Below are 12,121 nucleotides of genomic sequence, written 5' to 3'. Positions count from 1 at the left end.
CTCGGGCCCGGATCCGGTCGGATCCGGACGTCTACACGTCCTCCTCCGCTGCCTTACGGCGGCGCGAGGTCAGGTACAGCGCGCCTCCGCCGACCGCGACGAGACCGGCCGCGCCCGCGGCGAACAGCGGGGTGTTGGAGCTGCTGCCGGTCTCGGCGAGGTTCTGGGCACCGGGCCCGGTCTGAGGCTTGCTCCCACCGCTCTCACCGCTACCGCCGTTCCCACCGCCCCCGCCGGATCCGCCCGAACCGCCGCTGCCGCCGCCGGAGCCGGACTGGCCGCCGGTGGCGCCACCCGAGTCGGCACCGCCCGACGATCCACCGTTCGACGCTCCCCCGGACGAACGCCCGCCGCTGGAGCCGCCGTCGGAGCCCCCACTGGATCCGCCGCTGGCCCCGCCATTCGACGCGCCGCCATTCGAGGCCCCGCCGTTGGAGGCCCCGCCATTCGACGCCCCGCCCGTCGTGGGATCGACCACCGTCGGTGTCTCGCAGGTCGCCCTGACCAGCGTCACCTTGCCGCTGACATCGGCGACGTTCAGATTGAGCGGGTTGACCTTCACCGTCAGTTCCAGCGCGGTGGCGGCCGCGGTACGCGAGGTGGTCTCGGTCTTCGACAGGTCGAGGCTGACCTCGCCCACCGCCGGCACCGCCACCTTCGTCGTCCCCGTGGCGGTCAGGGTGATCTTCTTGCCGAGGACCCACACCCCGACCAGGGTGGACGAAGCGGTCGGCTTCTTTCCGGCCTCACAGGCCGCCTTGGACGTGACCGCCTCGATCTTGATCAACGACAGCAGCGGTAGACCCGGCACATGCACCTCGGCGCGGGCCAGGTTCGCGTATCCCTCCGCCTTGCGGGCGTCGGCCGTGGCCCTGGCGGTCGCGACATCGGCCCGCAGCATGCTGAACGGCTTGCCGTGATCCACACCGTCCAGCTGCGCGGTGAGCGCGGTCTCATTGGCGTCGGCCGGTGCCTTCACATCGTTGAGAGAGACGTTCAACGGTACGTCGACCGTCTTGTTCAACAGCGATACGTCAAGACCCGCGCGCAGCACGGTCGCGGTGGACCTGCCGCCGCCGGATCCGCCGGAACCGCCGGAACCGGATGCGCCGGAGGTGTTCGCCTGGGACGCCGGGGCGGCGGCCAGGGCACCTGCCGCCAGCGCGACGGCCGCGCCGATGGCGGCGGCCGAACGGCGTGCGGGCAGGCTGAAGTTGGAGCTGTACACGGTGGAACCCCCACGAGTGGCTTGGAGTCGGCGGCGGCGCTGAAGGGGACAACGCGCTCGCCGGCGACCTCGGTCCCGCCATATTTACGCACTGAGAGTGAACTGGCGACTACCTGAAGCGAGTTCACCCATACGGGTGGTTTCCGGCATTGTCTTCGAATCCTGCTGCACGGCCGTTCCCACCCGTCACCCGTGCCACGTGATGACGGCCCCCACCCCGGTTGACGCACGGAGGCGTACGCGATGGTGCACAACGACCAACGGCCGCTCCGCGTAACGCTGCGTCAACCCACCACACGTCCGCGCAGCACGATGCGCCGGGGATCGGCCAGCACCCGCACATCCGCGCGCGGGTCGGCGGCGTACACGACCAGGTCGGCGGAGGCACTCTCGGTGAGGCCGTCGCGTCCGAGCCATTCGCGGGCCGCCCAGGTCGTGGCGGAAAGGGCGTCGACCGGCGGGAGACCGGCCTTGACGAGTTCGGCGACCTCGGCCGCCACCAGGCCATGGGCCAGCGAACCGCCCGCGTCCGTGCCGGCGTAGATCCGGATGCCGGCGTCGTACGCGGCGCGCACCGTGTCGTAGCGGCGTTCGTGCAAGCGCCGCATATGGGCGGCCCACCGCGGGAACTTGGCCTCGCCGCCCGCCGCCATCGAAGGGAACGTCGCGATGTTGACCAGGGTCGGGACGATGGCGACGCCGCGTTCCGCGAAGAGCGGAATGGTGTCCTCGGTCAGCCCGGTGGCGTGCTCGACGCAGTCGATGCCCGCCTCGACGAGGTCGCGCAGCGAGTCCTCGGCGAAGCAGTGCGCGGTGACTCGCGCACCCTCCTCGTGGGCGGCGGCGATCGCCTCCTCCAGGGCGCCGCGCGGCCAGCAGGCCGTCAGGTCACCGGCCTCGCGGTCGATCCAGTCGCCGACGAGCTTCACCCAGCCGTCGCCGCGCCGCGCCTCCTGGCGGACGTACGCCGTCAGGTCGCCCGGCTCGATCTCGTACGCGTAGTTGCGGATGTAGCGGCGGGTCCGCGCGATGTGACGGCCGGCCCGGATGATGCGCGGCAGGTCCTCGCGGTCGTCGGCCCAACGGGTGTCGGAGGGCGACCCGGCGTCGCGCAGCAGGAGGGTGCCGGCCTCGCGGTCGGTCAGCGCCTGCTTCTCCGCGCTCTGCTGGTCCACCGGGCCGTGGGTGTCGAGGCCGACATGGCAGTGCGCGTCGACCAGGCCGGGCAGTGCCCAGCCCTCGACGGTGGTCATCTCCCGCGTGCCGGCCGGCCGGTCGTACGAGATCCGGCCGTCCAGCACCCACACCTCGTCCCTGACGTCCTCCGGCCCGACCAGTACCCGGCCCTTGACGTGCAGCGCCCCGCGATCACCCATGACACTCATGCCCAGCACCCTAAAAGGTCGGAGGTACGCTCGCGACGGCGCGCTCGCCATCGGCGGCGGCCTGGGACCGTATGTGCGCGCTCTGCGGGACGCCGCGCCGGTCGCGACGACGCTGCGGGTGCCCGCGGGCACCGATGCCACCGCGCTGGTGGCGCGGACGCTCGCCCTGGACCCGTCGGTCCCGCTCGTCGCGGGCGGCGGCGCGCTCGCCATGGAGATGATCCGCGTGAACCACTACGGCCCCGACGCGGATCCCGCCGTGGTCGCGCGGAGCGTGGCCGCACTGGGCACGGCGCTGTCCGAGTAGAACGCCGTCAGAAAAACACGAAAACCACTTCCGGGAATTCCAACCTCTCCAGGGAGAATTCTCCGGAAGACCCCGGAAGCCTTCTCCCGAATGGCTTCTGCCCAGCCTTCCGAGGTGTAAACGCCAAGATTTCATTAATGCTCCGGAACGATTCCGGTGGTGCCCTGGTGATGTGACGGACTCCACATCGCAGTCGAATAGACCGGTAATGTCCTGACAAATCCCCGGTTCTCGACTGGATCTTGGCCACCCGCGCCCGCTCGCGCGATAACACGAGCCTCTCGACACGTAAAGACCCTGGCCCCATGCAATTCCTCTTTCTGCTCGGTAGGTTCATTCCGCATGAACGCCGCTACGGAATTGAAATCGCCCGCCGCTCCCGCATTCCTCGACGCCCCCTCTGTCGAGGACGGCGGAGCGATGTGGCGTATTGCCCGTGACTCACAGACCCTCGACCTCAACTCCTCGTACAGCTATCTGCTGTGGTGCCGCGACTTCGCCGGCACCTCGGTGGTGGCCCGCTCCGCGGATGGCGTTCCGGTGGGCTTCGTGACCGGGTACATCCGCCCCGAGGCGCCGCAGACGCTGGTCGTCTGGCAGGTGGCCGTCGATGCCGGGCAGCGCGGCCGCGGTCTGGCCGCGGCGATGCTCGACCACCTCGCCGTACGGGTCGCCGCAGGTGGCATCCGCCGCGTCGAGACCACGATCACTCCGGACAACGCGGCCTCGCAGCGGCTGTTCGCCTCCTTCGCCGAGCGGCACGGCGCACCCGTCGACCGCGAAGTCCTCTTCCCCGGCGCCCTGTTCCCCGACGGGCACGGCTCCGAGGAGCTGTTCCGCATCGGCCCGCTGGCCTGACGCCACGGCGCGCCCCTCAGAACTTCGCTCCACCCCTCGCTCCACCGAATTCACGAATTCACGAATTCATCGAAAGCAGGCACCTGTGACCATCACCCCTCCCGACATGTCCGTCTTCGAGACCCTGGAGTCGGAGGTCCGTAGTTACTGCCGCAGCTGGCCCGTCGTGTTCGACCGCGCACAGGGCAGCACGATGTACGACGAGGACGGTCATCCGTATCTCGACTTCTTCTCCGGCGCCGGCGCGCTCAACTACGGGCACAACAACCCGGTACTGAAACGGGCGCTGCTGGACTATCTGGAACGCGACGGGGTCACCCACGGCCTGGACATGAGCACCGCCGCCAAGCGCACCTTCCTCGAGCGCTTCCAGCAGGTGATCCTGGAGCCGCGCGGCCTGGACTACAAGGTGATGTTCCCCGGCCCGACGGGTACCAACGCCGTTGAGGCGGCGCTCAAGCTGGCCCGGAAGGTCAAGGGCCGCGAATCGATCGTCTCCTTCACCAACGCCTTCCACGGCATGTCGCTCGGCGCGCTCGCCGTCACCGGGAACTCGATGAAGCGGGCCGGCGCGGGCGTCCCGCTGGTGCACGGCACCCCGATGCCCTTCGACAACTACTTCGACGGCCGGGTGCCGGACTTCCTGTGGTTCGAGCGGCTGCTGGAGGACCAGGGATCCGGCCTCAACCAGCCTGCCGCCGTGATCGTCGAGACGATCCAGGGCGAGGGCGGCATCAACGTCGCCCGGCCGGAGTGGCTGCGGGCGCTGGCCGATCTGTGCAAGCGCCGCGACATGCTGCTGATCGTCGACGACATCCAGATGGGCTGTGGGCGCACCGGCGGGTTCTTCTCCTTCGAGGAGGCCGGGATCACGCCGGACATCGTCACGCTCTCGAAATCCATCAGCGGCTACGGCATGCCGATGTCCCTCCTGCTCCTCAAGCCGGAGCTGGACATCTGGGAGCCGGGCGAGCACAACGGCACCTTCCGCGGCAACAACCCGGCGTTCGTCACCGCCACCGCCGCCCTGGACGCCTATTGGGCCGACGGCCAGCTGGAGAAGCAGACGGTGATGCGCGGCGAGCAGGTCGAGTCGGCGCTGCGGGAGATCTGCACCGCGCAGGCGCGAGCAGGCGCCGAGTACCGGGGCCGGGGTCTGGCCTGGGGCGTGCAGTTCATCGACCCGTCGGTGGCGGGCAAGGTCTGCGCCCGCGCCTTCGAGCTGGGGATGCTGCTGGAGACCTCCGGCCCGCGCAGCGAGGTCGTCAAGCTGCTGCCGGCCCTGACCATCACTCCCGACGAACTGGACGAGGGGCTCCGCATCCTCGCCCGGGCCGTCAGTGAATCCCTCAGCGAAACCGTCTGAGCACAGGTCTGAACACAAGACCGTCAGAACACGAGCGGAAAGAAAGCAGAGGCAGGCACGTGATCGTCAGATCCTTCAAGGACATCGAGGGCACCGACCGCGATGTGACCGCCGAGACCGGCACCTGGCGCAGCAAGCGCATCATTCTCGCCGCCGAGGGCGTGGGCTTCTCGATGCACGAGACCGTGATGTACGCGGGAACCGTGACGTCGATGTGGTACGCCAACCACATCGAGGCGGTGCTCTGCGTCGACGGTGAGGGCGAGCTGACCAACGACGAGACCGGCGAGACCTACTGGATCTCCCCGGGAACCCTCTACCTTCTCGACGGCCATGAGCGCCACACCATGCGGCCCAAGAGCGATCTGCGCTTCGTCTGTGTCTTCAACCCGCCCGTCACCGGGCGGGAGGTGCACGACGAGAACGGCGTCTACCCGCTGCTGACCGAGCCCGAAGGAGCCTGAAGCCATGACGACGACCACCGACATCACCACCAGCCGGTACCCGACGCGCGGCGCGTCCGAGGTCTCGACTCCCCGTCAGGACCCGGTCGTGTGGTCCGGCTACGGCACCCCGGGGCCGATCCAGCCGGCCGAGCTGCGCGGCTACGACCGCGACGGATTCCTCACCGTCGACCGGCTGCTGATGCCCGGCGAGGTGGACCGCTACCGCCAGGAGCTGGACCGGCTGTGCGCCGACCCGGAGATCCGGGCCGACCCGCGGGCGATCGTCGAGCCGAAGTCCCAGGCGATCCGTTCGGTCTTCGAAGTCCACAAGATCAGTGCGGTCTTCGCCGAGCTGGTGCGCGATCCCCGGCTGGCGGACCGCGCGCGCCAGATCCTCGGCTCCGACGTCTACGTCCACCAGAGCCGGATCAACGTCAAGCCGGGGTTCGGGGCGTCCGGCTTCTACTGGCACTCGGACTTCGAGACCTGGCACGCCGAGGACGGCCTGCCCCGGATGCGTGCGGTGTCCGTCTCGGTCGCGCTGACGGAGAACCGTGACACCAACGGCGGGCTGATGATCATGCCCGGCTCGCACCGTACGTTCCTCGGCTGTTCGGGCGAGACGCCGCAGGACAACTACAAGCGGTCGCTGAAGATGCAGGAGGCCGGCACCCCGTCGGACGAGGCGCTCACCGGGCTGGCCGAGGAGCACGGCATCAAGCTGTTCACGGGCGCGGCGGGCTCGGCGACCTGGTTCGACTGCAACTGCATGCACGGTTCCGGCGACAACATCACACCCTTCCCGCGCAGCAACGTCTTCATCGTCTTCAACAGCGTGGAGAACCCGGCGGTCGAGCCCTTCGCGGCGCCGGTCCGGCGGCCGGAGTTCATCGGCGCACGTGACTTCACCCCGGTGCGGTAGCGGAGGACCGCGTTCTTCGTGGTGGAGGCCAGGCACCCGCACCCGGTGGTGCCGCTCAGCCTGTTCCGTACCCAGGCCGTCGCGGTGTGCGTGGCGGCGGGCTTCGCGCTGAGCGCCGCCTTCTTCGGGATGGTCTTCGTGCTCAGCCTGTTCTTCCAGCAGGCGCGCGGGCAGTCGGCGGTGGCGGCGGGCGCGATGTTCATCCCGATGACCGCGCTGCTCGCGCTGGTGAACGTGGCCGCGGGCCGGCTCGCGACCCGCTACGGCCCCCGGCTCCCTATGGCGGCGGGGCAGTTGGTGACGGCGGCGGGTCTGCTGATGCTGCTGACCGTGGACGCGGGGACGCCCACCCTCCTGCTGGCCGCGCTGCTGATGCCGCTCGGCCTGGGCGGAGCACTGGCGGTGCCGCCGCTGACCGCCGCTCTGCTGGACGCGGTTCCGGCGGACCGGGCCGGGCTGGCGGCGGGGGTGCTCAACGCGGGCCGGCAGACCGGGCTCCGCCGGTTCCCGGCCGGGGTGCACGAAGCGGTCCTGGCCGGGACCCGCGGTGATGACGAGTGCGCCGTCGTCGTAACTCCGGCCGGTGCCCGGTCCGTACGCCCGCAGCTCGAAGGGCAGCCCGTCGACGGCGGGAACCTCCGAGCCGGGGTGGCGCACGGTCAGATCTCCAGCCGGCCGTCGAAGCGGCGCGGGAGGTTCAGCGGGTTCTCGTCGCGCAGTTCGGCGGGGAGCAGCGCGGGCGGGGTGTCCTGGTACGCGACCGGGCGTAGCCAGCGCTCGATGGCGGTTCCGCCGACGGAGGTGGAGGTCGAGGTGGTCGCCGGGTACGGGCCGCCGTGGTGCTGGGCGGGGGCGACGGCGACGCCGGTCGGCCAGCCGTTGACGAGCAGCCGGCCCGCCAGTGGGGTGAGTTCGGCGAGCAGCGCGGTGGCCGGGCCGTCCGCCAGCCCGGCTTCCTCCTCGCCGATGTGGACGGTGGCGGTGAGGTTGCCGGGCAGCCGCTCCAGCACGGCGGAGATCTGCGCGCGGTCCTCGTAGCGCGCCACGACCGTCACCGGGCCGAAGCACTCCTCGAGCAGCAGATCGTGCGGGCCCTCCGCGGCCAGCCGGCCGGCCGGGACGGTCAGATACCCGGCGCTGACGGTGTGCTCGCCGCCCGAGCCGGGGGTCACCGGGGCCTCGACGCCGGGGAGCGCGGCCCTGGCCTCGACTCCGGCGATGAAGGCGTCGCGCATCCGGACGTCGAGCAGCACGCCCGCGTCGGAGTCGCTGACGGCCGCAGTGAGGGACTTGAGCAGCCGGTCGCCCGATTCGCCCGCCGGGGCCAGCACCAGTCCCGGCTTGACGCAGAACTGGCCGACGCCCATGGTCATGGACCCGGCGAGTCCCGCGCCGATCTGCTCGGCCCGCTCGTCCGCCGCGGCCTCGGTGATCACGACCGGGTTGAGGCTGCCCAGTTCGCCGTGGAAGGGGATGGGCTTGGGGCGGGCCGCGGCCGCGTCGAACAGCGCCCGGCCGCCGCGTACGGAACCGGTGAATCCGGCGGCGCTGACCAGCGGGTGCTTGATGAGGTCGATACCGGCCCGGAAGCCGTGGACGACGGAGACGACGTCCGCGGGCAGCCCGACCCGGACGGCGGCGCGGCGCAGCACACTCGCGCACAGCTCGGAGGTGGCCGGGTGGTCCGGATGGGCCTTGACGACGACCGGGCAGCCGGCGGCCAGCGCGCTCGCGGTGTCGCCGCCGGGGACGGAGAACGCCAGCGGGAAGTTGCTGGCCGAGTAGACCGCGACGACGCCGAGCGGGATCTTGTAACGCCGCAGGTCGGGGCGGGGCGCGGGCTTCGCGCCCGGGTCCGCGTGGTCGATGACGACCCCCAGGAAGGCGCCCTCGTCGACGATGTCGGCGAACGCGCGCAGCTGGAAGGTGGTGCGGGCGAGCTCACCGGTCAGCCGGCCGGGGCCCAGCGCCGTCTCGGCGTCGGCCGCCTCCAGGACCTGCGGGCCGGCCTCTTCCAGGAGGTCGGCGGCGGTACGCAGCAGCCGGGCACGTACGCTGCGGTCGGCGAGCGCGGGCGCCGCGGCGGCCGCGGCGCGTACGGCGGCGTCGATCTCCTGCGCAGTGGCCTCATCCGCCACCTGCTCCCGCTGCTTCCCGGTACGGGGGTCGACGGACCAGACTGGAACAGCCACCGGGGGAACCTCCAGATTTACCTCATGCGGATCAGGCACTGTTCGGTATGCTGAACAGTGTCTTCACTTATGAATCTTTGAACCATTCCGGAGCCTACTTGCAGGGTCCGGGGCCGAACAAGAGGGGTCAGGACGATGTCTGCTGGCGACGGTGGCGGTTCTCAGGTCAAGTCCGCGGTCCGCACGGTCGAGCTGCTGGAATTCTTCGCGGGACGCCCCGGTATGCACAGCCTCGCGGCCGTACAGGAATCCGTCGGCTACCCGAAGTCCAGCCTTTACATGCTGCTCCGCACCCTAGTCGAGCTCGGCTGGATCGAAACCGATGCCACCGGTACGCGCTACGGAATCGGCGTCCGCGCCCTGCTCGTCGGCACCTCGTACATCGACGGCGACGAGGTAGTCGCCGCGGCCCGCCCCACCCTCGACCGGCTCTCCGACGACACCAGCGAGACCATCCACCTGGCCCGCCTCGACGGCACCAGCGTCGTCTACCTGGCGACCCGCCAGTCCCAGCACTACCTGCGGCCCTTCACCCGGGTCGGCCGGCGGCTCCCGGCCCACTCCACGTCGCTCGGCAAGGCGCTGCTCGCCACGTACCCCGACGAGCAGGTCCGGAAGTTGCTCCCCGAGACCCTCGAACCCCTCACCGAGCACACCCACACCGACCGCGAGAAGCTCATCGAGGAACTCGCCGTCATCCGCGAACAGGGCTTCGCCGTCGACCGCGAGGAGAACACCCTCGGACTGCGCTGCTTCGGCATCGCCATCCCCTACCGCACCCCGGCCCGCGACGCCGTCAGCTGCTCCGTCCCGGTGGCCCGCCTCACCCCGGCCCACGAACAGATGATCAAGGACGCCCTCTTCGACGCCCGCGACCGCCTGACCCTGGCCACCCGCCGGCTCTGATGTTCCCGTATCGTCACAGAACGTCGACGACCCGGCCTCACTTCGTCGCCCCCGCTCCCACAATGCAAGAATCTACGCGGAGTTGATCACAACGGGGGAACAACGTCGCGAATCGTCCGACGGATTGGCGTGCTGGACCTGGACCGGGATCCGGTCCCCGGGGACCCGTACGAGGTGAAGGAACTCGCCCGCAAGCTGAGCGACTTCGCCGACGACGTGTCCTCGGCGCTGCGCTCGGTGCGCGGGCTGAGCGGCAACAACGCGGTGCAGGACTGGGCCGGTCTGGCCGCCGACGAGTACCGCAAGCAGTTCGGGGACCTGCCGGGCGAGCTGGACAAACTGGAACGCTCCCACCGGCTGGCCTCCGGAGCGCTGGGCACGTACTGGCCGAAGCTGGAGACCGCGCAGGCGGACGCCGACCGGGCGCTGGCCCAGGGCCGGACCGCCCGCCAGGACCTGGATGCCGCCAAGACCACGCAGGGCAACGCCGACGACTGGGTGAAGCGCACCGGCGACAAGTCCAAGGAGTACCAGGCCGATCCCAAGCCCGGCGTGGAACCGCCGTCGGCCGAAGAGGTCCGCACCGCCACGCGTAACGCGCTGGACGCCTCGAACGCGCAGAAGTCCGCGAACACCGCCGTCCACGACGCCCAGCAGCGGCTGGACGCCGCCAAGGAGCTGGCGGCGCAGGCCGCCCACATGCGCGACACGGCGGCGTCGACCGCGGAACACGCCCTGCACGAGGCGTCCGACGCCGGGATCAAGAACAAGCACTGGTGGGAGAAGGCGGTCGACTGGGTCGCCGACCACTGGGACGACATCGTCGCCGTCTGCAAGGTCATCGTCGCGGTCCTGGGCATCGTCGTGGTGATCATCGGCGGCCCGCTCGCCTGGATCGTCCTGGCCGCCGCCCTCGTCGTCCTCGCCGACACCCTCGTCAAATACGCCCAAGGCAAAGCGTCCTTGTGGGACGTGGCGTTCGCCGCACTCGACTGCATCCCGATGTTCAAGGGCCTCACCACCCTCGGCGGCCTCGCCAAGATGGCCAAGGAACTCCCCGTCCTGCTCAAGAGCGGGAAGATGCTGGAGACCATGGCCAACAGCATCCGCAAGGGTGCGAACGGGCTCCGCGAGACCGCCGTGAACATGTTCAAGCGCAACAAGTGCGGCGACCCGATCGATGTGGCCACCGGCGAGATGGTCATGTCCGCCACCGACGTCCAGTTCCCCGGCGTGCTGCCCCTGGTGCTGGAGCGCCACCATGTCTCGTCGTACCGGGCGGGGCGCTGGTTCGGACGGTCCTGGGCCTCCACGCTCGACCAGCGGCTGATCATCGACGACCAGGGCGTGCGGTACACCTCCGAGGACGGGATGATCCTGACCTACCCCGTTCCCCTGCCGGACGCGTCGGTCATGCCCGTGGAAGGGCCGCGCTGGCCGTTGGACTGGGACGGCAGCCCCGGCGGCCGCATGCGAATATCCCGGCCGGAATCCGGCCGCACCCTGCATTTCCAGGCCCTGCTCAGCGGATCCCCCGCGGAACTGCCGCTCGCCGCCGTCACCGATCGCCATGGCAACTCGATCGTGCTCGAGTACGCACCGGACGGAGTCCCCACCGAGGTACGGCACGACGGCGGCTACCGCGTCGGGCTGGTCTCCAGGGACCGGCGCATCACCGAACTCCGCCTGCTCAGCCACCCCGACCAGCCGGTGCTCGTCCGCTACGGCTACAACGGCAACGGTGACCTCGCGGAGATCATCAACTCCTCCGGGACGCCCCTTCGGACGCCTGGCCGGGATCACCGATCCGCTCGGTGGTGTCGCCGCGCTGGCCTGGAACGTCGAGGGAAAGCTGGTCAGCCGTACCCAGTCCGACGGAACGACCGAGCGCACCGACTACCAGCCGGAGGCGGCCGCGGCGGCCGTCGCTGGCTGGGCGGCCCAGGAGTTCGACTTCCCACCCCTCGAGATCTCCACGACGTTCGACCGCGAACGCGGCTATGAACTCACCTGGCCGCGGCAGGACTGATGCAACCACCCGTGAACACCGAGCCGGAGCTGTAGTGCGATTCGCCTTCTCCGCCGATGACCTGCCGCCGCCCTCCGGGTTCGACCTCGGATAGTCCACGCGGCAGGACGGGTCAGACGCGGGTGGACTGGGCGCACTCCTGCCGTCCGTCGAGGGGCTTGCTGCGGTCGTACGGGTCGACCGCGGGTCCGGAGGGGTCCGCGGTGCCGGACGCGGTGTCGTCCGGGCCGATGCTCGGGTGCATGAAGCCGTCGTACACACCGCAGGCCGAGTTGCCGAGGTCGTACCGGTACTCGGACACCCAGAGCTTGCCCCGGGTCACCCGTACGATCTGCGGGTCGGCGACGTCGAAGTCCAGCACGCGCCGGACGATCGCGCGGGAGACGGCCGTCGATCGGCCGTCGGCGGCGGTCACCGCGTAGACGAAGCTGACGTCGGCGTGCACGGCGACCGAGCCGGCCCTGCCCTCCTTGAACGTGATC

Annotated in this window: 9 protein-coding genes and 3 pseudogenes; 8 read left to right on the top strand and 4 right to left on the bottom strand. The window is 70.4% G+C overall.

What is annotated here, in order from left to right; all coding sequences use genetic code 11:
• Window positions 1-31 precede the first annotated feature (31 nt).
• Both QMK24_RS29335 and QMK24_RS29330 read right to left on the bottom strand, forming a co-directional pair.
• Window positions 32-1,228, bottom strand: a complete 1,197-nt coding sequence (locus tag QMK24_RS29335; protein WP_283469828.1) for an SCO1860 family LAETG-anchored protein — start codon at window positions 1,226-1,228, stop codon at window positions 32-34.
• A gap of 284 nt (window positions 1,229-1,512) precedes the next feature.
• The gene (locus tag QMK24_RS29330; protein ID WP_283469846.1) at window positions 1,513-2,604 is read right to left on the bottom strand and encodes an amidohydrolase family protein; all 1,092 of its coding nucleotides are present in this window, start codon (window positions 2,602-2,604) and stop codon (window positions 1,513-1,515) included.
• A gap of 40 nt (window positions 2,605-2,644) precedes the next feature.
• Between QMK24_RS29330 and QMK24_RS29325 the strand changes: the two are divergent.
• The 6 genes and pseudogenes from QMK24_RS29325 to QMK24_RS29300 form a co-directional block, all read left to right on the top strand.
• Window positions 2,645-2,920 (top strand): annotated as a pseudogene (locus QMK24_RS29325) (alanine--glyoxylate aminotransferase family protein); the annotation flags it as partial.
• Window positions 2,921-3,262: 342 nt separating this feature from the next.
• Complete coding sequence (ectA, locus tag QMK24_RS29320; RefSeq protein ID WP_283469827.1) at window positions 3,263-3,778, top strand: diaminobutyrate acetyltransferase; 516 nt, start codon at window positions 3,263-3,265, stop codon at window positions 3,776-3,778.
• Between the two features lie 85 nt (window positions 3,779-3,863).
• A complete protein-coding gene (ectB, locus tag QMK24_RS29315) occupies window positions 3,864-5,144 on the top strand; it encodes a diaminobutyrate--2-oxoglutarate transaminase (RefSeq protein WP_283469825.1) in 1,281 nt (426 codons plus the stop codon).
• 59 nt (window positions 5,145-5,203) lie between these two features.
• Window positions 5,204-5,608: an ectoine synthase gene (locus tag QMK24_RS29310; RefSeq protein ID WP_283469824.1), complete on the top strand. Its 405-nt coding sequence runs from the start codon at window positions 5,204-5,206 to the stop codon at window positions 5,606-5,608.
• Window positions 5,609-5,612: 4 nt separating this feature from the next.
• Entirely contained in the window at window positions 5,613-6,512 is a 900-nt protein-coding gene (gene thpD, locus QMK24_RS29305; RefSeq protein ID WP_283469823.1) for an ectoine hydroxylase, read from the top strand.
• Between the two features lie 18 nt (window positions 6,513-6,530).
• A pseudogene (locus tag QMK24_RS29300) lies at window positions 6,531-6,995 on the top strand (MFS transporter); the annotation flags it as partial.
• 176 nt (window positions 6,996-7,171) lie between these two features.
• On the opposite strand, the gene QMK24_RS29295 reads toward QMK24_RS29300, so the two are convergent.
• Window positions 7,172-8,704 (bottom strand): aldehyde dehydrogenase (NADP(+)), encoded by a 1,533-nt coding sequence (locus QMK24_RS29295; protein ID WP_283469822.1) that lies wholly within the window; start codon window positions 8,702-8,704, stop codon window positions 7,172-7,174.
• Between the two features lie 135 nt (window positions 8,705-8,839).
• Here QMK24_RS29295 and QMK24_RS29290 point away from each other — a divergent pair, with 135 nt between their 5' ends.
• Window positions 8,840-9,610: an IclR family transcriptional regulator gene (locus tag QMK24_RS29290; RefSeq protein WP_283469821.1), complete on the top strand. Its 771-nt coding sequence runs from the start codon at window positions 8,840-8,842 to the stop codon at window positions 9,608-9,610.
• Between the two features lie 129 nt (window positions 9,611-9,739).
• Window positions 9,740-11,614 (top strand): DUF6531 domain-containing protein, encoded by a 1,875-nt coding sequence (locus tag QMK24_RS29285; protein ID WP_283469820.1) that lies wholly within the window; start codon window positions 9,740-9,742, stop codon window positions 11,612-11,614.
• 137 nt (window positions 11,615-11,751) lie between these two features.
• On the opposite strand, the pseudogene QMK24_RS29280 reads toward QMK24_RS29285, so the two are convergent.
• Window positions 11,752-12,121 (bottom strand): annotated as a pseudogene (locus tag QMK24_RS29280) (hypothetical protein); the annotation flags it as partial.

Origin of the sequence: Streptomyces sp. PH10-H1 (assembly GCF_030063355.1) — a bacterium.
GTDB lineage: Bacteria > Actinomycetota > Actinomycetes > Streptomycetales > Streptomycetaceae > Actinacidiphila.
Note: the sequence above shows the minus strand (reverse complement) of the source record. Positions and strands in the feature narration are given on the sequence as shown.

Bases quoted from the DNA above. Each gene is read 5' to 3' on its own strand.
- QMK24_RS29290 (WP_283469821.1), top strand. From the start codon at position 8,840: ATGTCTGCTGGCGACGGTGGCGGTTCTCAGGTCAAGTCCGCGGTCCGC.
- thpD (WP_283469823.1), top strand. From the start codon at position 5,613: ATGACGACGACCACCGACATCACCACCAGCCGGTACCCGACGCGCGGC.
- QMK24_RS29330 (WP_283469846.1), bottom strand. From the start codon at position 2,604: ATGGGTGATCGCGGGGCGCTGCACGTCAAGGGCCGGGTACTGGTCGGG.
- ectA (WP_283469827.1), top strand. From the start codon at position 3,263: ATGAACGCCGCTACGGAATTGAAATCGCCCGCCGCTCCCGCATTCCTC.